Here is a 24,018-nt window from a genome sequence, read left to right as displayed (position 1 = left end):
TGTGTTGACAATTAAACGAATGTGATATTGAAATTAATCATTCCTCCTTGTAAAAAAAACAGGAACAAGACCAAATAATAAAAGATTCGAAAATAGTTATAGAAATCTTGATGAACTTATGCAATATTGATTAATATCGATGTTTTTTTGACTAGCTTATTTAAGGTATTTGTACATTACTCCTGTTTTAACATTCTGTTTTTCAAGCTTGCCTTGTAACACCAATTCTTCCAGTTGCTCCTTTCCTATTTGATCGCTTATACCCATAATAGTAGTATATTCCTTAAGCGCCAAAGTAGGATATTTTTTAAATAGCTGAATCGGATCAGTGTAACCATGCTCCTTTTTCTTTACTTCAGGAAACACTTTCAACACTGCATTTTCAAAATCTGCGTATGGCCTAAACCCATACAGAGTAACTTGATCATTCTTCCCATTAGAAAAGAACATCGTTGGAAACCCTCTAACACCCAGCTTTCTTCCATAGGCTAAATCTTCCTCAAATAACGTTTTGGCGACTCCATCATAGTTTTGTTTTAGTTGATCTATATCTAACCCTACTATTTCCGCAGCTTCAGCTATTACTTCCCATCTTGTAATATTTCTTTCATCTAGAAAAACAAACTCCCGCAATTTCCTCAAGAAAGCAATTGCTTTTTCATCATCTTGTATTTGAGCCGCCTTTACAGCAATTGAGGGTGGATATGATGAATCAAGCGGGTCATTTAGCCACACTCCGCCTACTATAGGCATCTCATAATAAGCACTTACCTCTTCCCAATGCCCTGCAACATCGCTAGGTTTACTGATTCCACCGCTATTGTAACTCCAATCCGGCAATAAACCTCCCATACGATAATCTATTTCTAAATCATCACCATACTCCAATTTCAATTTGCGAAGCTGAGGCTCAATTCCCCAACATGACGAACAGATAGGATCTGTGTAATAGGTAATTTTAACTGGCTTATTGGTAATTTCAATTTGTTGCACCTGTTTATCGACAACAATTCCTGGGATTTCACAAACACCCGTTTCAGGATCACACATTAGTGGATCACTTTCTTTTTCTGCTTTATTATATGTTTTCAACGTAATTCAGATTTTTAATAATAACTTTAGTACAAAGTTGCACAGTAATTAAATACCCATCAATTAGTCAAAAATATCTGACTACCATTTTCACTATGGAAAATAACGATTGCCCTGCTGAAGGGTTACTAAAACTGCTATCCGGAAAATGGAAGCCGCAAATTTTTCTTTTGGCATGTTCTGAACCTGTTAGGTTTAACTCCTTATTACGGCAACTAAAAGGTGCTAATAAACAGTCAATTGCCACTGCGTTGAGGGAATTGGAAGAAAATGACCTATTGATAAAAATTGTTGTTAAAGAAAAACCACTGCATATTGAATACAATTTATCTGAAAAAGGGAAATCGCTAATTCCTATTTTTCAGAGCTTGGAGAATATTTGATAATGATATTATAAATAATTAAGCCTCTTTCAGATTTGTCCGAAAGAGGCTTAATGTTTAGTTAGAGAACCGTTACAAAATATAGTAAGAACCTATGCCCGATTTTTCAAGTTGAGGCAAATCTTCATACAATTTATTATCATCAAGCATTTGACATAAATCTTTCTCTATATTTCTACAGATCGTAGTGGTAGGTGTATCTGTAGGTTTATTCTCGAATGGATCTTGTAAGTGTACCGCCATTTTTTCGACCAATAAAAAGAAGGTTGCTATTGCGATAACCAATGGTACCTCCATGTAACCGAAGTATTCTATCAACCCAAATGGCAAAAGCACAATAAACAAATGGATAGACATGTTAATGTATTTACTGTAAGTAACGGGAAATACTGTGTTTTTAATACGCTCCGATCCCCCCATATGGTTACATAGAGCAGTTATAGATCTATTAATCTCTATTTGCTGATACCTATTTATCCAACCTTCATTTAATGCCTTTTTTAAATCCATAGCATGTAACTCTAATAAAGCAACTGTAACATTGCGTTGCTTCTTTATAAAGGCAAGCTCATTTTTATCCAAGTATCTTTCTAAACCCTTATGTGCGCTAAAGCCTCTTAAAGATTGACTAAGTGCATTACACCAAGCAATTTGCCTTTTGATAAATCGCTCTTTAAATTCTTCGACTTCTTCTAGCCCGTATGGATTTTCGACAAATGACAAGATTTGTCTGGATATTGTTCTTGAATCATTAACAATAGCACCCCATATTATCCTGGCCTCCCACCATCTATCATAAGCCTGATTTGAACGAAAGGCAAGCAGCAATGATATAATTGTTCCCAGAAGCGCAGGAACCGCAATAGGTATAGAGATTCGGGATACATGAAAATTCTGGTAAAGTACAACAATGCCTACCGAATAGGCGATTACAAAAATTAACTCTGTTTTAATCTTTCCAAAAATGTAAGTAAGGGGTATATTATTTCGTAACAGCATAACTATTGGGGCTAAATATTAAACTAAACACTTAAAGCATTAATCCTGTCGGCAGGTATTTTGGTATCAAATAATTTCTCTTCTTTAGAGAATTCATGAATATCAAGGTCTATCACCTGGCAACCGCAGTGTTTTGTTAAGGAAGCCGGATTGATACTAAACTTGTGAATTGGGTTAAAGTTGTAGTCTTTAGGATAGGCGATACAATCAGCATTAACACCCTCAATGAAATTTTTAAAGGCTGCAACTGTGCTCCCGTAAAAATATTCGATACCAATAAACTTAATATCATTTGGATATTTCTGTTTGTAGGCATCCATTTGATTATAAAATTCATCACTAACCTTTTCGTAGTCTCTCCCTCTGCGACTTAACATTAGCATGTCTGTAATAGAATCTGAAAGTTTAAACGCATGCATAAAGATGACTCCAACATTTTCAGGCTTATTGGTAAAAACCAGGGAGTCAATAATTTTCAGACTTTCTACATTAAAATCGGTTGGTACTAATACAGTTTTCATAGCTCTTCTTGTTTTAATAAATTGATTAATTATTTATTCAAGTTTCGGCTAATGATATTATAGCCAAATAAGAGATACATTAAAAAGTGATTAGAATTTAAAAAACTTGTAATGAAGTACCGAAAAGTTGAATTGGTGATTATTTAATAGGTAGATGAACTTTAATTTCTGTTGCAATATTTTCTTGAGAGCTGATGCCGATGCTGCCACGATGCAAGCGAATTATATTTAGGGACAAGGGCAAACCAATGCCGTATCCCTTAAAGTCTGATGTATTTGAAGCTCTATAAAAAGGTTCAAAAATATGCTGTACATCGCCAGGAGGAATACCGATTCCATGATCTTTTACTGCTATTGACAACACGTTTGATTTACTTTCTAAGGTTATCAATACTGGTTTATTATTAGAATATTTGCAAGCGTTACTTACAATATTTGCTATAGCTAACTTAAGTAGATTAATATTTGCTTTTACTGTTATCTGGTCTTCATCGGCTGGCAGCATACTAAAATCGATTTCGATCTTACTTTCAGGGTGCACCTGGTTAACTGTGCCTTTGATATCCCAAATCAATTCATCTATTCTTACTTGTTCCCAAGGGTGGTTTTTGCCATTGAAACCGGTTTGAGCCAAACCTAACAAACTTGTTAATATATGTTCTAATCGGTCTGATTCATCTTTTATTTTGGCAAGTGTTAAATAATGATCCTTGCCCTTAGTGTCTGATTTCATTGCAAGTTCTACCTCGCCACTAATAATAGTTAATGGTGTTCTTAACTCGTGCGAAGCATTGCTAATAAAGTTATTCTGAGTTTCGAAAGCTGTCTCTAACCTATTTAACATATTGTTAAAGGTTTGTGAGAGCTGGGCCATTTCATCAGTACCCTGAACATCAAGTCTTAAGTGCAAATTTTCTGCCTTTATCTTTTTTACACTTTTAATGATGTTTCTTAAGGGATTAAGCATGTAGTTGGAGAACTTCCAGCCCACTACAAAAGACATAATTATAGATAAAAAAAAACCGGCGAATAAGATTTTTTGTAAATCCTTTAATTCTCTAAACCCAAAAGGATCATTAGCCGAAACGATAATAATATGGCCTTGTTGATTTCCGGCAAAATACTTCCCGACATAAAAATGATTCTCTTTACGGTAACGGGCTATTTTACCTTCCTTAATTTTATCGTAAAAACTATTTGGCAAATCGACGCCTATTTTTACATTACCGATGTCATCTTTTTCAATAACAAATTCTTTCTCATCCGGTAAGCGCTCCAAATATTGATTACGAACTTTAGCATACATGTTGTCGCTCTTATCTTCAGCAAGTCTAATTTCGGCAGCAATGTTAACTCTGGCTTCTAATCTTTTATAGAAATCTTCAAAAGCAAAATCATTGGCAAAATACCAAACAAACCCGCTTAATAAAGAAATGATAATTGCTGATAGAATTGCGAAAAGAAGAGTTATTTTTCTTGCTATACTCATTAAGCATCTTTTAAAACGTAGCCCAATCCAATTGCAGTATGTATTAACTTCTGAGAGCCGGGTTTATCAACTTTCTTACGTAAGTAATTTACATACACATCAACTACGTTTGTACCAAGATTAAAATCTATATCCCAAACATTTTCCAAAATATCGATCCTGGATAGAATTTTTGATTTGTTTTTGGCCATAAACTCTAACAAGCGATATTCTGTTGCCGTTAATGTAATTTCAGTATTGGCTCTTTTTACTCTCTTGGCAGACAAGTTTATCTGTAAATCTGCAACAGTTATAATATTGTCGTTAACCACCACACCGCTATAGCGTCTAAGTAGCATCCTTATACGTGCAGAAAGCTCAGCAAAATTGAAGGGTTTGGTAAGGTAATCATCGGCACCATTATCAAGGCCGTTTACCACATTTTCAGTAGTACCTAGGGCAGTAAGCATAATGATAGGCACGGTAGCGTTGTTTTTCTTAATGATTTTACATAGTTCTAAACCATTAATACCAGGTAGCATAATGTCCAATATAATCAGATCAAAGTGATTTGTTGTGGCCATTTTCTCGCCAATTAAACCATCGGGAGCTACACTCACGTTAAATCCTTCGTCAGTTAATCCTCTTGAAATTATAGAAACAACTTTAGGCTCATCCTCTACTAGTAATAAATTCATTATTACAAATATTCTAATATTTGGCTATAATCAAAATATTGCAGCTCAAAACACTAACTCATAGCTCTTTTTTAACATAAAAAAGACATAGCCATTTTTAAGTTGATTATTTCTTTAGCGATCCAAGATGTTTATAAGTGTTGAGCAGCACACCTGTTGGTGTGGCCAATGTGCTAACGAATTCGAGTTCGCGCGCATCAAAGCTATCTGAAAGAAGTCGTTTGCCTCTTCCAAGCAATACCGGGTACACAATCAGGACAACCTCATCTATCAATCCTGCGTCGAGTAGCAAAGACGTTAGTGATATACTTCCCGAAAGCACCAAATCAGGGCCGTCCGTAGACTTGAGTTTGCGAAGCTCTTCGATAATATCCTCGCTCAGATTCTTTACAGGTCCCCATTTGAGACTCTCAGGCCTATGAGTAGCAACATATTTGGTCGCAGCATTTATACCGTTCGCCATCGGAAAGTCCCCTGCATTTGGCCAGTAGCCCAACCACTCATCGTATGTGCGGCGGCCAAGCAACAGGTCAAAGCCAGTACCGTATGCCTCAAGAAGCATAGCCATCCCCTCTGCGGTTCTGTATGGTGCAGTCCATCCGCCATACGTATAGTTTTTGTCGTGCTCAATCACGCCGTCAAGTGAGATATGTTCGAAGATTCTGATCTTTCTCATTTTGATTCTATTAGTTTACTTATATTCCAAATTTAAAGAGTACGATATATATATGTGAGGTGCAATCGCGACAATATGAGGGTGTTTTTTAACCATTTACATTTGTCACTTTATTTAAACATATTTTTTTATCTTTCTCCTACCTATGTTATACATCTCAATCGCCCTAATTTGCTTGCTGATAGTTGGCAGCATATTTTATTACAACACACTTGTGAACAAGAAAAACAGGATGAAAGAAGCCTGGAGCGGGATCGATGTGTATTTGAAGAAACGGTATGAATTGATTCCTAACCTCATCGAAACGGTTAAAGGCTACGCTAATCATGAACAAAAACTGATGCAAGATCTGGTTCGGTTGCGTAATGAAGCAATTCAGACCCAACAAAATCAGGAAAAAATCAACGCAGAGAATCATCTTTCAGAAAAAATCAGCAGATTGATGCTCATTGCTGAAAATTATCCTGATCTGAAAGCAAATACCAATTTCCAACAGCTCCAAACTCAACTGGAAACCATAGAAACTGAAATTGAACTCTCAAGAAGATATTACAACGGTACAGTGAGGGAGAATAACATTCAAGTTCAATCTTTTCCTTCTAACCTTGTCGCATCCATCTTTGGATTCGAAAACGGCATTTTCTTCGAAATAAACAATTCTATAGAACGCGATCCGGTAAAGGTTTCTTTTTAAATCACCTATATGAAACTTAAACATCTATTTGCGTCGCTTAGGCTATTACTTATATTACTGCTCACTCCTGCTTTGTTCATAAAGGCTATGGCACAGGAACCACCTACAGAACAAAGTGAGCAGGACAATCGATCTGAAAGAATTATTTCTTTTCATACCGACATCAGAATTGACACCTCAGGGATGATGTACCTGTCTGAAAAAATCAAAGTTTATGCATCTGGCGATCAGATTAAACGTGGCATTGTCAGAAGCATCCCCGTGTATCGTAAAGATATATTTGGCGATAGAAAATCTGCAGATTTTAAAATAACGGGCATTTTAAAGGATGGGAAGAAAGAAAACTACAAGACCAAAAACGATGGTAGCGTCCGCAGTATATACATAGGAAACGAAGATATTATTCTTAATCCAGGTGTATACACATATGAAATCAATTACCAAACCAAAGGACAGATCGGTTTCTTTAAAACCTATGATGAAATTTACTGGAATGTTACCGGTAGTGAGTGGAATTTCGAAATAGAAAAAGCCTCAGCTACCATTGTACTTCCTAATGGAGCCCAAGCTGGCAATACAGCTTGCTATACTGGCCCTAGTGGTTCAACCAGTAAAAACTGTAGCATCAGCATCAATCCTGACAAATCCATAAGCTTTAAAACTACTGAAAGTCTACCGTCAGGGAGTGGATTTACTGTGGCCTCAGCTTTTACCAAAGGCATTATACACAGGCCATCCAATTTCGAGCTTTTTTACCAGGACTATCTGAAAATAACCTTGACACTTTTGCTGCTTATTGGTCTCGGAATTTACTATTACATCAGCTGGTCTCGTTATGGACGGGATCCGGAGGAACCGGTCATCATCCCTACCTTTAATGTTCCAAATAACTGGTCCCCAGCCCTACTCCGCTATTTTTACATAAAAAAAATAGATGATAAGTCATTTGCAATCTCGATTATCAATATGGCAGTTAAAAAAGTCATAAAAATCAGCAAAGGAGAAGGCCTCAAAAAAGAAGATTACGCTGTTGAAAAATCAACTGGTTTAACAAACGTACTGTCTAAAGAAGAAGATGCCATTTACGTCCGTTTCTTCAACAAAAGAAATAGAATATACATCAACAAATCGAATGGTTCAACCATAAATGCGGCAAAGAATGCTCATCAGGATAGATTAAAACCGCAGCTTAACTTAAAAGACTTTTTCATCAGTCACAAAAAACACTTAATCAAATCAACGCTAATTACGCTTGCAGTCTTTGTTATATTCATGGTTTTTGTAGAAACTGGTACTCCTTTGATGATGCTTTTTCTAAGTCCTTTTATCGTGATTGGAGGATTTTGCTTCTTTGCAGGATTCAAGATGATAGGCGAATCTGTACCTGTAGGGATTTTCCTGATCATTTGGGGAGCCGGGTTCGGTGGGGTTCCGCTGTATATGCTCCTTTCTAACCTCAACAAACTACCCATAATTTCGCTTGTATTCATCGTAGCCAGCACCATCATGTATGCACTATATGTTTACTTAATTAGAGCACCAACAGCAGCGGGAACTGATGTTATAAGTAAGATTAAAGGATTTAAAATGTATCTGGAAACGGCAGAGGAACATCGCTTAAATATGTTGAACCCGCCGGAACACAGTCCAGAATTGTTTGAGAAATTTTTGCCTTATGCACTCGCGCTTGATGTAGAAAATGCCTGGGGTGCCAAATTTGAAGAGCTGCTCAACCAGGCTGATTACAGTCCTGATTGGTATGAAGGCGACAAATTTTATTATCATCATATCGCCAAAGGTTTAATTGTACCATTTAGCAGCGCAGTAAGTGACAGCAAACCAGATACTGGCTCTTCATCCGGATCATCCGGAAGTTCAAGCTGGAGCTCTGGAAGTAGTAGCGGTTCTTCCGGTGGAGGAGGTGGTGGCGGAGGCGGTGGTGGCTGGTAAGATTTGTGTTCAAAGTCACATACTACTTAAAATGCTTATCCATAAAATTTAAGTACTGTTCCCAATCATACGTTAATACATCATGATTGCCCGGCCTGATGTGATATTGTATTTGCCCTGAGACAGGCTCATTTAGTTTCGGCATTTGCGTAGTCGGCAAACCATCAGAACCAAGTAATTTGTAAACTGGAGTTGCATATACTCCACCTAAAAATTCGCCTTCGGGATCAGAATACTGGTCACCATCGGCACTTCCTATGGCAATAGGACGCGGCGCAATAAGCGAGACCACCATATGCTGATCGAAAGGCAGTACCGTATCTTTGCCAATATATTTCCTGAAATTTATGTCAAACCAATGTGGGAAGCTGTTGCATAAATGTTTAATGTCTTCACCTTTACCCCGTCGGAAGATCCTCACCCCGCCACATCCCGATTCATTGCTCAACACCATCGCGAAGCGCTTATCTGTGGCACCTGCCCAAAGCGCAGCCTTGCCTAAACGTGAGAAGCCAAATACAGCTACCTTTTTGGTGTTGATATCTTTGTCGGTTTCCATATAATCCAATGCACGGTGAAGTCCCCAGGCCCAGGCGCCAATTGTACTAAAGTTATCGCCACGCCCCTGCATTTCCGGATAAAGGGCGTGTACTCCATTTTTAAATCCATCATCAAAATCTGGGTCTATATCTCCGCAATAAATAGTGGCAAAACCATAACCCCGCCTTAAGATCATTTCAACATCTTTATTAGGCGTTTTTCCACGGCTGGCTTCCGTTGCCCGATTGTTTAGCACGGTTTTACTATTGGTCACCCAACTGGTTGATAGCTTAACAGCAGTATCATTGCTCAGTGTTTGGTTGCCGCTAAAGCCGAGCTGTAAAATAAGCCCTCGCTTTTTCACTTTATTGGGTAGATAGATGAGGATATCCATTTGGGGGCTATCGGCCTTGCCGTTAAAATAAACGGTTACCTGTTTACGGGTTGCCAATCCACCTAAAGCATTATTGCTACTTTCAAAAACTTTAAAAGTCATATTTCGTGGCCTGGCGGGCATCTGACCATACATTTCAGTAGTAAAGAGCTGTAGCAATTCCTTTCGCCTTTGCTGCCATTGTTTTGTCGTAGCCACTTTGGTTCCATCATCCATAGTTAAAGGATCGGCTAATCCAACTATCGTGCTTTGAGCATGGCTGCAAAAAGCACTCAACAATAATGTTAAACCAAGTACAAGGTGTTTTTTAACCGACATAACGCAGAGCAGAGTATAAGATAAAATGATGTCTAAATATAGCTAAATTACAAATGGTTAGATATTTTGCGATTTGATTTTTTCTGCTAACTTTATAGTTAACAGCCTGTCTATCTATGAAAATGCGCTTCTCATTCTTTTTTTCATTCTTATTTCCAATACTCTTCAGTATTGCTTCAAATGCTCAGGAATACAGCAGATACCTGATAGAAGGTCGCAGGGCATTAAGTTACCATGAATATCAAACAGCGGTAGAGAAATTCAGTAGCGCCCGAAAACTCATGGAACAGGAAACTTCGACCATACCGGAAGGATACTGGCGGCAATTGTGGATTAGTGGCGGTGATGCAGCCTGGCTGAGCGGTGATAAAAAACTTGCTCAGGACTATTACAATAAGTACACGACTACCGATCTTCCCCAGCTCAATGACAAAATCGTCCTTTTAAAATCTCAGGGCGTCAAGCACCTTTTTACTTACTACTCCTACAATCAGGGGAGCAACGGCAGATCAATATTTCTAGGTCCCGCACCGCATCCTTGCGAAAGCCTTGTCTCAAAATACCTCGTTTGGCTTGATAAAGACAAAACCTACATCCAGCTTTTTGACGAGTGTAAAAGCTACGAGGTGAAGACAGTTGCAGATACTGACCTCGCCGATTTTTATAAGAAATACCTTGATACGATGGTGAATGAAAAAATCAGTCATTTTGGTTACCAGGGCTTTCACATGCAGGAGTATGAACTGGCATTCTATACCTCCGATGCTGGAATTTGGAAAAAGCACTTCAATGTTGCCTATGACCTAACCCCACCTAAATACAGTACTGAGCGATTGAAGGATAAGGAACTCAAGGGAAGCCCGGAAATATATCAGGCAAACATCAGTACGCAACTAAGCAAATTCTTTGCGTTGATCCAGTACCCCCTGCACGATTATGACAGGAGTATTGATACGACAAAAAACAAGCCCGCAGTAGTATGGGGTAAAACAGTAGTCATCAACAATGAACCACTAACTGGCAACAACCGCCCTACCCATGCAGACAGGACTAACTACGGATCGGAATACTGCAGGCTTCTTAAATTAAAAAACAAAACCTGGCTTGCAGTCTATACAGTTGCACGTAACAAAGGCTATTTGGCTGATCGAGCCGGGGGACTAGAACTTGAAATTTCCAAAAGTACTGACAAAGGCCAAAGCTGGAAAAAGATTTCATTGATATCAGATCATGGACGCGACCTGGACAATGCTCAGCTCACTCTCCTTAAAGATGGTTCTATTGTACTGACCTGCCGGTCGGTTCGCTGGCAGGAATCTTATCGTTTACCGGTTTACAAAAGCATGAACAATGGGGTATCCTGGACAATGATCAGCACAATAGATGCCAATGAAGGCAAGCCTGGTGAGTTGGGAAATCCCGACAAAGGTGTTTATGAACCGCATATTCTACAGTTGGATAACGGCAATCTGGCAGTTATGTATGCTAATGAAAAACACATTACTGATCCCGAACGCTTACCTCAAGTGATATCTCAGAAAATATCAACAGATATGGGAAAGAGTTGGGAAGAAGAAAAAATGATCGTTTACGATAAGATGTACAATGGATCCCGGCCGGGTATGCCCGTGTGGTCCAAAATGAAAAATGGGGAATTCATATTGGTATATGAGATCTGCGGCAGTGAAGGTTGCGCAATATACTATAAAACTAGCCCTGACGGTCTTCAATGGCCTGCTGGCTTTGGCAATTATTTACAGGGATTCCAAAATGGAGGCCCTTATCTGCTTGCTTTAAGTGATGGTCGCCTGGTAGTTACTTCAAATACAGGTTACATTTCCATCAGTTCCGACTACGGAAAAAACTGGAATAGTGCGGCCACACCATGGAAGCAAAAGGTAGGTTATTCTGTAGACTGGACCCAGACCATCTGGTCTTCACTATATCAATTCGGGCCAAATGACATAGCCATCACTACATCTATAAAAAGAGAGGGAGGTGGACATAATATACAACTGCGCTTTGGGACTATCAATCAGGGATCAAAGGGAATAGAGAACTAAAATCTCAGTAAAAATAAAACCCTCAGATTTCTCTGGGGCTTCTCTCTGTGCTCGATGATATATTCCGAACGAACCCGTTTTTAGAAGATTTGAAAGTAGTCGCGGAGATGAAGGTTTACATTTTGAAGATGCGAAATACACGATTGCAGTTTCGGAAAGGCTGATTTTCTGAAATTCAAATTCATTCTGAAGTTAAAAATCAGTCCTTCCCATGTGGGAAATTGTCTCTAATGCAAAATCCCACATGGGATTTCCCTAGAAGATCACATAGTAACAAAATTAACATAGCAATGCGGAACGTAGCTTATCAATAATTTCCGTAACTTCTGAGCCATAGTATGAATTTTGCATATGGCAACCAACGCCTTCAATGAAATCATCATCATCTAGCATGCTTCCAACTTCATTCCGAAGATATTGAAGTACATCGTCAGGTGCATTGCTCAGCTTTGATTCCAGATCATGGCATTGCTCAAAAACAAAAACTATGTCTTCAAAATCATGACTTGCTCTAAAGTTTCTTTTGCCTCTGGATTTAAAGGCCTCCCATTTCGATGCGAGAAAATAAGGGATACTAAAAATTTTAACTGACGTTTCACTATCAATTTCTATTGTTTCAGCAAATTTAAATCCATCCGGATACCAATGGTTGCTAAAACCAATTACATTTGGATCAGTAGGCATTATATCTACTGCTAAGCCATGAATCTTAAACCGGCAAATTACTCCTGACTCCATGTCATTACTAAAACCCAACGCTATCATTTTCTCACTTATCTCTGCATACCCTGAATAACTAAGTAGTTCGACAACAACATCAACATCTTCTGTTGGCCTTACATCTTCAACACGATCCGGAAAAGTGGCATATAGTGCAACAGTCGCTCCTCCAACAAATACAAAAGAACGATTGAGCCCTTCCAGCAATTTTGATATATCTCTAATCCTAATGATATGTTCATGCATTTTTAATCATCCTTTCTAATTCTTTTATAGCCACATCTTTTTCCCTTACCTTTCCAATTCGCATCACGTCTAAAAGAGCTAATAGATGATAGAGATTTTCATCGGACTGTACGGCATCTATAGCACCAGGATACAGTGGAATAATACTGCCTCCCCGTATATTTCCTTTAGCGTAAGGCCAAACCAGATGTTCACTGGAGACAATTTTTTTTGCCATAAAAGGCGAAGACCATGCAGTTGGAATACCTACCGCCATCGGTCCTTTTATTGCCGGAAACACATATGGAAATCCATACTGTATAAACTCAAGCAAAGCTGATTTCATAACTTTCCTTTTACTTGGATCTATTAGTCCCGCAATAGCTGATCGTTGTAGTGAATAGCTCACTTCTGCCTGACTAATACTTAAAGCTTTCGCAATGTCTTTATTGAGCCAATTATTCTCCAAAACACTTATTTTAAGCAGCACAGCTAAGTCTTGAGGCCGCATTCCATTATGTACCATAGTGTAAAGTTAACGATAATTCATGATTCATGAATCATGAATTATGAATTATATACCATATTAATACATTTACTACATATATCAATTTTTAGTATATGTTCTATTATGCTGCATGTTTCGGTGATAATGGCCACGCTTTCCGCATTTAAACTGACAATTGCTTTCGCACGAACCTGATCACCATCTTTCAAAGTAAAATGGTCGTTTGGCCTTTTAGCGCTATTTTTTGCTCGTCATTTGGTTTGTCAATGCCAGCTTTTTGAAGCTAAATTGCGGCTTTTAAGCAGTGATCTGACTGATGGACTAGGGGAAGTCCATGAAGATCGTTAGGTGGCTTAGAAGTGTTTAAATAAAGTCGACTAACAAAGCTCTAATGATTCAATAATTTATTAGTGGTGAAGGTAGTAAGTGATATTAGCACATCAGTTTAAGCAAATCTCAGTAAGGCTCGGCAGTCAACTTAGCGGCCATTTTGACCCGAAAGGGTGAGGATTTTTAGCGAAAAATACAAACAAAGACTTATATAATAAGTTATTATGTGTGATCGAAAAATTATCCAACTTATTTCACGTTAGCATAAATGATCATTATATTCTGTTCAATTAGAATGGATGTTAACGGCTTAACGAATCGGATTAATACATTTTAATCCCCTAACTCTTTCAAAGTCGCTTAAATTCCGAGTATAAATTTCAAGTCCATGTACCGAAGCTGTGGCAGCAATTAAGCTGTCACCTAGTTTCAGATTATATTTCTTGCGGATTTCAATAGCTCGATCAAAAATATCCTGATCAGGAAGAATTATGGTTGCATATTCAAAAATATCCTTAAAATACTTTTCTTCCTCCTTCTTCAACCCGTGATAACCTAGTACTTCAACTCTGGAAATTTCTGACACTATACATAATTCATTGATAATTAGCCCCCTTAAATATTCATACTCGCTTGAATAAGAATAAATGATAACATTACTATCTAAAAGAAAAGCCATTCTTATGAAAAAGGTAACTCACGATCTGATCGTTGGTGTTGCTCCCATTCCGCTGCATCACCAAAAGAAGTAGACCCTGTGGCTTTAAAATTAAGAATACGGTTTTTCAGATTAACCCTAGTAGTCTTATTAAAATCAGCATTCTTCTTTTCAATCACAACGTTTAACTTCTTAGCTAAAGCAATAATTTTTGCTAGACTTTCTTCGTTATTTGATTTTAAAATGAGCTCCATAGTAATATGCCATTATGATATATACAAAAATACTAAAAATAAAGCTTCTTTGGTATGCTCCGTAGAAGGAAAAATTCAGGGGGGATACAATCGGTTCGAATCCAGCAAACATAACCTTTTCGAATATCGAACCATGAATCCCCTTTTTCATACAATAGAGGGGCATTTCAGATTGAGTAAAAACAAAAAATCCTCTCTACTTTCTGTAAAGAGGATTCGTGCCCGACGATATACTCCGAACGAACCAATTTCTTGATGATTTGAAGGTAGTTGCAGGCATGAAAAAATATATTGACGATATAAGAAATACGCATTTAAGGCCTCGTAGAAGGTGATTTATACTCACTAACTTAAAACAAAATGGCCTAAAATCTAGCATCCCATGTGGGAAAATCCGATTGTGCGGATTTCCCATATGGGATTTGATGAATTATTCTCAGTTATCTATCCCCTGAAGTAATTATTATCTCCTAAAGCACTTGAATTACAATGCACCTTTTACTTCAAAAACAGTTGCATATTTAGAAGGACGATTGGCAGGAACCTTAAATATTAGCTTTTCATCTGTTTGCTTAAAAGCTATTTTTTTGCCATCCATCATTTTTATCGATTTAATCCTATTTGGTAACTGATTCGATTTTAAACCTAATGTTGGAAGGGCAATCTCACCTTCAGTTGGATTCAATACAAAAACATACAAAACATTGCCTTTAGTTGTAAACCTGACTTCGTCATTTCCATAAGGCTCACTTTTAATTGTACGCTGATTAAACTGCTCAGATTCTGCTTGTTTTTTCAACGCTTCCAAATCGGCATTGGCAATGTTACTGGCCCGTTTTAAAATTGAATTCAAATTATCACCATATACTTTCCAAGGCTTACTTGCATAAATTGCAGCACTGTTTTTATTTACCCAGGCGCCCACTTCGTCAAGAATTGCCTTTTCATCCGTAGAAAGACTTCCATTAGGTAAAAGTTCTACATTGAGCATTAAGTTGCCATTTTTACTATTCACATCCGCCATCATTTCAATAATCGTCCGGGCGTTATGAACCATTTCTCTGTCCTTTTTATAGAACCAATGTGGACCAGTTGTGATAATCGACTGCCAAGGTTTCGGGTTAATTTTATTTGAAGTGCCACATTCAATATCCTTCACAACAGCAGCATCATCATCAATTTTACCTGCAACAACCGCCATAATTTTACCATTTTTCTTCAAGCTGTTCTCAAATAAGATACGACTGGCTTCTTTCCCGGGAGCGCCATAAGGGAAACCGTAACCGTCATACCAAATCATATCCACATCGTATTTGGTTACCAATTCTTTATGACGCAATACCCATGTTTTTTTCATATCGGCAATCCACTCAGGAGTTCTTTTTGCAGGGGGTAATCCATACAGATCGGCCGGATCTAGTCCCTCCCACCATAAACCTTTCCCATCTTCTTTAGTCAGATTTCCATCATAAGGAACACCTTTCAATGGACCCGAAATATCCGAACCAAAGGCCGGAAGCCACCAGCTCAAATAACGATCATCGTGCGAGCTTACTGCAAACGGCATCTTGTATTTTCTTGCCGCCTGTCTAAAATCCCCTACGATATCCCGTTTAGGACCAACATTTACTGAATTCCATTTTTGATAAGTAGAATTAAAATCGTCAAAATTATCATGATGAACAGCCAAAACCATAAAATATTTAGCCCCCATTTCTTTAAAATATTTCATCAAAGCATCAGGATCTAATTTTTCCGCCTTCCAGGACTGAAGTACTTCCTTGTAACCGAATTTGGAAGGATGCCCATATTGTCGTAGTTGATTGGCATAAGCGTCTTTGCCGAAAGTTTGGCCACCGACATCCTGCATATACATATGACGGGCATACCACCCTCCTCCGATATCAGGCTGAGACTGTCCTCCCCAGTGTAGCCAAATCCCAAAACGGGCTTCGGTATACCACGCAGGGAACTCATAACCTTGTTTCAGCTCTTCCCAGCTTTTTTCTTTCTCCTGGGCATAAGAAGGAATCGAGCATAAAATTACCAAACTCAAATACAAAGCATATTTGAATTTTGTAGAAGAAAAAAGCCAATGTCTATTTTTCATTTTTTGTTTAATTTATTTAGGGTATTGATTCTATTTTTAAAACAAGGCCCCGAAACAATTCGGGACCCAGAGCGCAATATCTATTTATCAAGGTTACCGTCGATTGAAAAATTGTCGATAACCAGAATGCCATTACCTTTCTTAACCGTGCAGATATAGTAATCATCCACATTGGTGGTGGTAAATTCACCTGTAAAAACAGTGGCCCCATCAAGAGGAGCATTTAGCACCTCCTTATTGTCCTTTACAGAGCGAACTACCAAACGATAAGCTCCTTTTTCTGTAGAGTTATAATCAAACCTGATTTTATAGGAGGCGTTAGGCCTAAAACGAATCATAGTCGGCGAGGTACGGTAAACTTCACCATTTCCTTCCTGCCATGTTTTTAGTGAAAAGTCTCCGTCAATGGTATCATCGGTGTATCCTTCATGACGCTCGGACAAATGGGTTTTATATGCGCTGGACTTACTGGCAATAAATGGTCCCCAACCCTCATCTACATTTTCAAAATCTTCAAAATAGGCATGAGTAGGTATTTTCTGATTTGTGTTTTTTACAATCCTCACATCATCAAATTGTACAAATGAAGTATCGTTAGCAGCTTTAAAGTAAAGCTTCACTGCGTCACTTCCCCCATTGTAAACAAAAGAGATTTTAATGCGTTGAAATTTGGTATTAAACCTATCTGTATTATCCGTAAAATTCGTCACCTTACTTTCGGTTATTGAATAAGATTCGTCTCCAATAGAGAGCATAGCCTTGCCCTCACCAGCTACCTTAGCCCAAACGGATAAGGTATACGACGCACCTTTTTCAAGTTTTAAAGTCTGGCTGGCATTTGTAGTGCCTGCCATTTGCAATACATCCTGTCCATAAGGCGTTTTTACAACCTGCACACCTTTACCTTTGATTGTCCAGCCAGACAATCCTCCATCAAATCCAGGATTGGAAATCAATCCACCATCACCCCAAATCATCAGTGTGGCATCGGCTATTTTGCTTTTATAAACCGCATAACCTTGTTTGGGTGCGGCGGTTATGGTAATCTCCTTTTGCCCATTTATAGGTAAATCTGCAACCCATTCGCGTCCCTGCTCTGTCAGTTTATACAAACTTACTGTGCCGGTAGATTTCCAGCCATTAGGCAATGTCCAGGTAGATGTTCCACCCTTAGTGTTGTAGTGATAGATTTTTTCTTTAGTAACAGGGTTCCATGGAATAAATACGTTATCACCATCCTTTATCAGGTGACCATTTTGACTCATTTTATGTACACCATTGATTAATTCCGAGACCAAATTTCCTTCAAACACTGCTTTTTGATCGTCTATAGTTTTCAATGCATGGTTCATCAGAAAACGATAAGGAAGTTGCTGGATAAAGAAACTTTGCAATACCCCATTAAAATCCCTTCCCTTTTGCCAGCCCATAAAACCAATTTCGGCACTACGGGAATAACCACCCAACAATAAAGGATGTGCAGCATAGCCATCACGGAATTTGTGTTGCACAAAACGAGAGATCAGACTTTTTGATTCAGGCGGATAATGCGTCCATATCGCCTCTCTATAAAATATCTCCGGGTCTTCGGTCCAAACAGGCCATCCGTTTTTATTGAAATGTTGAGCCGTAAAATTTGCGATCGACCGGTGTTCACGGTAAGTATCGATATAAACGAAAGAAAGATTCGGCAAATCCTTTTTCATTTGATCAATTCTTTGAACAAAGGTTCCTCTTTTAATATCCGCTTCCTTGTTAATAAGGTAAGCCTGATCTAACCACGCCCAACCGGGTATGTCGGTTATGATTTCATGATCATAGGCTTTTGCTTCGGGATAAGCTTCGCTATGATTAATATGCACCCCAATATGTGCATTATACTTTTTCGCCTGCTCCGTTAAATATTGCAAATCAGTAAGTCCACCTGCCCTGCGGTTATAGTGACCCGCATAATCGGGATGGGCGCTATCGTGACCTTCGGATTGATATCCTTTCAGTTCCAGCATTTGGCCGAAACCATCGGTAGCCAGATTAAATTTTTTGATGTTATCCAACTGGCGTAAAAAAGGGTACTGCCCACCACTGGCAAAGTTCATGGTAATGGTAGCATAAACATTTCTGATCAAATCAGCGCCATAAGGTTCAGAATATACCCGAGCCAAAGCATAAGCTGCATCTTGCCAATCTACAGTTTGGTTACCGTTGTTGTCTTTTGCAAAGATCACTTTCATCTCTGGTAAGGGAAGCAGCTCATTATTGATGTCTCTATAGATCCATTCGTTACTAAACAGGGAAGTGAAATACTCGTTTCCTGTTTTTGCTGTGCGATACAATATCTGCTTGGCGTTGTAAATTGAATTGTTGTCAATAGTGACCGCAATTTTGCTATTGTTTAGGATTGCGATAGATGCATATCCGGCAGTCGTATCAACAGAACGGCTATTAAGGGCTAAAAATTGATCGCTGTGAACATCATGAGCTATCGACAACATCGCTTTATCATCCTTATTGTTCATGGAAACAATGTCATGATTTGGGAAAGCTACAGTTTTCACCTTAACGTTTCCACGCTCTGCAATTTGGGTTACTTTCATATCAAGCATCATATTGTGAAGCGTGAACTCAGTAGTTATCCCAACATTTATTTCCGGTATTTCCGATTGATAAACTACTTTACCATGATGCTCAACCACCGTTGTTTTGGCTGCATATGTTTTTCCATTGATGATAAATCCCTTTGAGATCTTTTTTGCTCCGGGCACTTGAATATTACCCTCTTTTATCTGATACTGATAAACGGCTGGATAATCTTTCGCAAAAATCACCTCCATTTGAGCTGACGTCAGCTTTATCGATGAAGATTTTGCTGTTTTTTCGGTTAGACTGTTAACCCGAGTAATTTTCACATTGCTCACCTCTATCTCTGCACCATCATGTACCCTAAAACCTACATACCCTGCCTCATTACCCATAATTGATGCCGTAGTACGCGTAACCTGCTCTCCATCGAGATAGATTGCTACACTTTTGCCAATGTATTCTATGCGAACGTGCCGCTTGTAGTTCTTATAAAACTTAGAGATTTCAGTGGCTATCTCTTTCTTTTTACTTGGCGTGCGTACATACCAATGAGAATTTGTTAAAATATCTGAAGTTAAATCACAGCCCACATAAGTCCAGTCTTGCTTGTTTTGGTACCTGCTGATCACGCCAAATTTGGAGTCAGAATTTTTAGGCATTACATCAAATTCAATCGCCAGGTTATACATTTTTGGCAAATCCTTATTAAAGATAAGCAGCGACTGCTTTCCCTTTTCGGCGTTAAGAGAAAAGACCTGCTCTTTTTTAGTTACAGAAGCATAGGCTACAGATAAACTATCGTTTTTGGATGACTGAGCGTTGAGACTTATCGTTGATAGAAGAAAGAAGAAAAATAAGTAAATGCCTTTAAATGGATTATTATTCATAAAATCAACACTCAATATGTATGTTCGAAATACTTGTTTTCCACCCGGCCATCTTCATATAAATCCAATATAGCATAACCTGGAGGTGTTTCGCGATAATAGCCCTTGCCTGCAGATTGCTTATCGCCTTCTTCCCACCAAAAGCCGCTCAAGGAACCATTACAATAATAATTCACGCCATTGTATTCCGCGGCATCCAGCAGATGGATATGCCCGCTTAAACAGGTGATCTTTTTATCCTTGTGTTTATAAAACAAATCGGTAATATAACGGGAATCGGTATGATTGCCACCTTCCATGATGGTGCTTACTCCCAAAATAGGATAATGACTTAAGCATAAAACCGGTGTACCTTTAGGCAATACTGCTAAATCTGCTTCCAGCCAAGTTCTTTGCTCAGGATCTAAAGATCCTGCATTGGAATTATTACTGTCAAGAATTACGAAATGCCATCCTTGTTTTTGAAAGCTGTAGTACCGGTTGGGTATATTCAATTGTTTTACTACATGAGGTTTCCCGTACATGGTATCCTGCTTGTCCGGCGCTGCCCACCACATGTCATGATTCCCTAAACAGCTGTGCATTTCATACTCACTTAACTCATTTCTCAACTCCTGCCAAATCGCCCACTGCGCCTCTACACGATCCCGGGTGATGTTCCCATAATCGGCCGCAAAAATGGTATCACCCCCATTAAGGAAGAAATCAATTTTATGCTTTTTTATTTCTTTCATGCACTGACGAAAACGATCTGGGGCATTCAATTCAGGCCTCATATGTATATCCGTAAGGTGTGCAATGCGCAATATCCTTTTCTTTTTAGGACCGGCAACAGGTTCTGCTGCTATTGCACTGCCCGATATGGACAATGCTCCAGCAATTAAACCAATACCTTTTATAAGCTCTCTTCTTTTCATTTATTTATCTTTAAAGAGTGTTACTTCTGCCAGTCCAGCCCTACCCTCGCTTGTGGATAATATCGAGATTCTGAAATACTTGATCGTCTTCTTGAAACGGACAGGTTTAAAGTCCCATCCAGTACATTCCTTTTCGTACACAGGTTCCCAGGTTTTACCATCTGAGGATACCTCTACCTTATGACGATACTTTGAACTATCTTTTTGAAATCTTACCCGGCTTCCAACTACAGTCGTTGGTTCTTTCAAGGTCAATGTAACCACTTGAGGAAATTGATCTTGATTGGCAATCCACCAGCTGTAATCATTGCCGTCTGTTAAATTTGTTGTTGGAAACTCAGAGTGGGAAGATGTTGTAGAAACATTGCTTATCTCCACTTTGGGTTTAGTAAGAAAACCTTTATCCCATTTGGTGGGCTTCACTACTGCACCATCTTCTTCCTGTCCTTTAAATTCACCATGTTCACCATCAGGCAAATGCATCCCTTTGTACGCGACTGTATTTATGGTTAACTGGCCGGCCTTCATCCCTTTGGATTCAACCTGGATTTCTATTTTTCCCGCTTTTTTGGATGTTCTGATAAACGCAAATCCGATTCCGGCTTCTACAGCCTGAGGATTGATTTCAACTCTCGATATACCGTCACCAATCAATGTACCCTCGCCTTTAACACGGATAAAAATCTCAGATTTTGCATCATGCACTACTGAACCATTGGCATCGCAGATTTTAAAATAAACGGGAATCATATCTGATCCATCTGCTACAGGAGCGATATGGTGATCAGGAATAACAATCTCCAAATGATCGGCCTCACCGGCCGTCCGAACTGCGTGCTCAGTCACCTTTTTCCCATTTACATATCCTATGGCCTTCAGTTCTCCTGGTTCAAAACCTCCGGCATCGAATACAAAACTTGGACTACCACCCTTAGCCACAATATGAGGATATACCTTTGCGCGCTCAGCACGGGTCTGTTTTCCAATTAGTTTATTGTTTCTATAGAGCTCAACTGCATCACAATTTGAATAAACTGTAATGTCGGAAGTTGATGTTTTGTACTTGCCTGATGAATTAAAGGAAGCAACAAATACCATCGGTCCCTCATACAGTTCCCTTTGCGAAATTGCACTAGGGCGCATGCTTTGCATCATATAATAGGCAAACTTCGGATACCGGTTCACATCTACCACTCCCGAATACATCGTTTCTTCCTCTGCACCCCTGGTATAATCATTGTAACTCCACATAAAATGTCCGCCCATTCGAGGGTTGGCATCCAGCATACACCAGTCAAAATATCCGTCACCGTTCAATTGGGTCAGACGGCTACGCCCTTGCCGCATCTGCTCATACTCGTTTTCGGTCATGCTTACCCGAGGTTTTTCTCCTACACCATCTCCCCATTCTCTGGCAAAAAGTGGTTTGATAGCAATCTGATCTTCCAGATAATTACTCATCACGCTCCCGTCTTTGGGGAACTTGCTGACCTGTTTGTAGAAAACATCATAATAAGGTTCTGTTTCTTCATGGCTAAAATAGTCGCCGGCTGTATAGAGTTGATCTCCCGGATACTCTTCATGCGCTGCCTCAAAAATACGTTTGACAACCTGCAAAGGATAACTAGTCTCATTCAGTGCCGTTTCCCATAATACAATAGACGCTCTGTTACGATCCCTTCGGATCATGTTTCGTGTAATGGATTCGAGGCGATCAGCAAAGACCGGATTTTCATTGAAAATCTGCCAACCCGGCACACATTCCACAACCAGCAGCCCGTATTTATCACAAGCGGCCAAAAAGGCTGGATCCTGTGGATAATGTGCTGCTCTCACCGCATTGTATCCTCCTCTTTTCATCTCAATAACATCTCGCTCCTGCATTGAATTTGACGCAGCATCACCGATATTAGGAAAAGCTTCATGACGATTAGCACCTACCAGATACAGATGCTTTCCATTGATAAAGAAACCTTCATCACGTGTAAACTTAATTGTACGGACACCTATCTTTTCAGTTCGAATATCTACTACATTTCCATCCTCAAATAATACCTGGCTCTCTAGCGAATACAAATAAGGAGTATATGGGTACCATAATTTAGGATTAATCAAATTCAAATCCTGCTCAACTAACGCATTCTTACCTGCTCCCAGATGAAATTTGCTTTTGCCCCGGGCCACTATTTTTCCGTTTGCATCTTTAAGCAGGGTCTGCAAGTAACCTTCTTTCACAGTAGCATATGAATTGGCAACTTCGGTTTTCACATGAACCACTGCCTGCTTCTCATTTACTTGCGGATAGGTTACAAAAACACCACTTGCCCTGGTACTATGCTGAGCCAGCTCACTCGTAATATGAAGTTTATCGGTTACAGTCAGATTTGCATCACGATAAATACCACTGTAATAATAAAAATCCAATCGGCCTTGCGGTTTTCCCGGGGGCGTCAGTGAATCATATTCTGCCGATACGCGAACAGCGATCACATTATTTTCATTGTTGAATTTTACTTTGTTCGAAACATCCATTGTAAATCCAACGTATCCCCCGTGATGGATACCGACACTCTCTCCGTTTACAAACACTTCACTGTTGCTCATAATTCCTTCAAAATTCAGAAGAACTCGCTTGTCAGCCTGATCCTTGGATAGTTTAAAATAGCGGCGGTACCATCCAACACCGTCATAGATAATATCACCTCCGTTGTGTTTTTTTTCCAACTGCATGATATGTGGTAAAACTACCGGCATCCATTTTGAATCATCATAATTGAGCATTTGGGCATGCTTCGCATCGCCTCTATAAAATGCCCAACCTGTATTCAGGTTATAATCCACCCTTGGATTTTTACTTTTACTGTTTGCATAACCAGTTTGCATCAATAAGATGACGGCAAGCACAATGCATCTTTGAAATATTCTAGACATCTTTATTTAATAATCATTTACAAATAACAGTTATTTTCTGAACTCTGCTGAATTAGGATATGGCATTACTTCTATAGCCTTAAGGTTTGCGCCATTAACAGT

The 24,018-nt window shown here is 39.0% G+C and carries 19 protein-coding genes; 4 read left to right on the top strand and 15 right to left on the bottom strand.

The genetic code is table 11. The annotated features are described in order from the left end of the window. Positions 1-156: 156 nt before the first annotated feature. Positions 157-1,092 (bottom strand): DsbA family protein, encoded by a 936-nt coding sequence (locus tag HQN83_RS20350; RefSeq protein ID WP_246254557.1) that lies wholly within the window; start codon positions 1,090-1,092, stop codon positions 157-159. A 95-nt stretch (positions 1,093-1,187) separates the two neighbouring features. On the opposite strand from HQN83_RS20350, the gene HQN83_RS20345 reads away from it, so the two are divergent. Then, a complete protein-coding gene (locus HQN83_RS20345) occupies positions 1,188-1,475 on the top strand; it encodes a winged helix-turn-helix transcriptional regulator (RefSeq protein WP_173092822.1) in 288 nt (95 codons plus the stop codon). Between the two features lie 72 nt (positions 1,476-1,547). Here HQN83_RS20345 and HQN83_RS20340 read toward each other — a convergent pair whose 3' ends face one another. From HQN83_RS20340 to HQN83_RS20320, 5 genes are all read right to left on the bottom strand, one after another. Further along, the gene (locus HQN83_RS20340; RefSeq protein WP_173092820.1) at positions 1,548-2,474 is read right to left on the bottom strand and encodes a bestrophin family protein; all 927 of its coding nucleotides are present in this window, start codon (positions 2,472-2,474) and stop codon (positions 1,548-1,550) included. Between the two features lie 23 nt (positions 2,475-2,497). Continuing rightward, positions 2,498-2,995 (bottom strand): hypothetical protein, encoded by a 498-nt coding sequence (locus HQN83_RS20335; protein ID WP_173092818.1) that lies wholly within the window; start codon positions 2,993-2,995, stop codon positions 2,498-2,500. Positions 2,996-3,134: 139 nt separating this feature from the next. Further along, positions 3,135-4,484 (bottom strand): sensor histidine kinase, encoded by a 1,350-nt coding sequence (locus HQN83_RS20330; protein ID WP_173092816.1) that lies wholly within the window; start codon positions 4,482-4,484, stop codon positions 3,135-3,137. Next, entirely contained in the window at positions 4,484-5,161 is a 678-nt protein-coding gene (locus HQN83_RS20325; protein WP_173092814.1) for a response regulator transcription factor, read from the bottom strand. The genes HQN83_RS20330 and HQN83_RS20325 overlap by 1 nt, the downstream gene beginning before the upstream one ends. A gap of 106 nt (positions 5,162-5,267) precedes the next feature. Further along, complete coding sequence (locus HQN83_RS20320) at positions 5,268-5,837, bottom strand: dihydrofolate reductase family protein (protein ID WP_173092812.1); 570 nt, start codon at positions 5,835-5,837, stop codon at positions 5,268-5,270. A 145-nt stretch (positions 5,838-5,982) separates the two neighbouring features. On the opposite strand from HQN83_RS20320, the gene HQN83_RS20315 reads away from it, so the two are divergent. After that, entirely contained in the window at positions 5,983-6,531 is a 549-nt protein-coding gene (locus HQN83_RS20315; protein WP_173092810.1) for a LemA family protein, read from the top strand. A gap of 9 nt (positions 6,532-6,540) precedes the next feature. After that, positions 6,541-8,481, top strand: a complete 1,941-nt coding sequence (locus tag HQN83_RS20310; RefSeq protein WP_173092808.1) for a DUF2207 domain-containing protein — start codon at positions 6,541-6,543, stop codon at positions 8,479-8,481. Positions 8,482-8,503: 22 nt separating this feature from the next. Here the strand turns inward: HQN83_RS20310 and HQN83_RS20305 are convergent, their stop codons facing one another. Continuing rightward, on the bottom strand, positions 8,504-9,733 hold the full coding sequence (locus tag HQN83_RS20305; protein WP_173092806.1) for a glucuronyl esterase domain-containing protein: 1,230 nt from the start codon (positions 9,731-9,733) through the stop codon (positions 8,504-8,506). Positions 9,734-9,849: 116 nt separating this feature from the next. On the opposite strand from HQN83_RS20305, the gene HQN83_RS20300 reads away from it, so the two are divergent. Next, entirely contained in the window at positions 9,850-11,796 is a 1,947-nt protein-coding gene (locus HQN83_RS20300; protein ID WP_173092804.1) for a sialidase family protein, read from the top strand. Positions 11,797-12,075: 279 nt separating this feature from the next. On the opposite strand, the gene HQN83_RS20295 is transcribed toward HQN83_RS20300, so the two are convergent. From HQN83_RS20295 to HQN83_RS20260, 8 genes are all read right to left on the bottom strand, one after another. Next, positions 12,076-12,762 carry a nucleotidyl transferase AbiEii/AbiGii toxin family protein gene (locus HQN83_RS20295; protein ID WP_173092802.1) on the bottom strand — a complete coding sequence of 229 codons (687 nt, stop codon included), beginning with the start codon at positions 12,760-12,762 and terminating at the stop codon, positions 12,076-12,078. After that, a complete protein-coding gene (locus HQN83_RS20290; RefSeq protein WP_217277439.1) occupies positions 12,755-13,267 on the bottom strand; it encodes a hypothetical protein in 513 nt (170 codons plus the stop codon). The genes HQN83_RS20295 and HQN83_RS20290 overlap by 8 nt, the downstream gene beginning before the upstream one ends. 622 nt (positions 13,268-13,889) lie before the next feature. Continuing rightward, positions 13,890-14,258 (bottom strand): type II toxin-antitoxin system VapC family toxin, encoded by a 369-nt coding sequence (locus tag HQN83_RS20285; protein WP_173092800.1) that lies wholly within the window; start codon positions 14,256-14,258, stop codon positions 13,890-13,892. A gap of 2 nt (positions 14,259-14,260) precedes the next feature. Then, entirely contained in the window at positions 14,261-14,491 is a 231-nt protein-coding gene (locus tag HQN83_RS20280; protein WP_173092798.1) for a hypothetical protein, read from the bottom strand. Between the two features lie 484 nt (positions 14,492-14,975). Next, entirely contained in the window at positions 14,976-16,601 is a 1,626-nt protein-coding gene (locus HQN83_RS20275) for an alpha-L-fucosidase (protein WP_173092796.1), read from the bottom strand. Between the two features lie 80 nt (positions 16,602-16,681). Then, complete coding sequence (locus HQN83_RS20270; RefSeq protein WP_173092794.1) at positions 16,682-20,068, bottom strand: endo-alpha-N-acetylgalactosaminidase family protein; 3,387 nt, start codon at positions 20,066-20,068, stop codon at positions 16,682-16,684. Positions 20,069-20,079: 11 nt separating this feature from the next. Next, positions 20,080-20,985 (bottom strand): metallophosphoesterase family protein, encoded by a 906-nt coding sequence (locus HQN83_RS20265; RefSeq protein ID WP_173092792.1) that lies wholly within the window; start codon positions 20,983-20,985, stop codon positions 20,080-20,082. After that, a complete protein-coding gene (locus HQN83_RS20260) occupies positions 20,986-23,916 on the bottom strand; it encodes a glycoside hydrolase family 2 TIM barrel-domain containing protein (RefSeq protein ID WP_217277438.1) in 2,931 nt (976 codons plus the stop codon). Between the last annotated feature and the right edge of the window lie 102 nt (positions 23,917-24,018).

Origin of the sequence: Pedobacter foliorum, assembly GCF_013266735.1 — a bacterium.
GTDB lineage: Bacteria > Bacteroidota > Bacteroidia > Sphingobacteriales > Sphingobacteriaceae > Pedobacter > Pedobacter foliorum.
The sequence above is the reverse complement of the archived record's forward strand: the minus strand, read 5'-3'. Positions and strand labels throughout refer to the sequence as shown.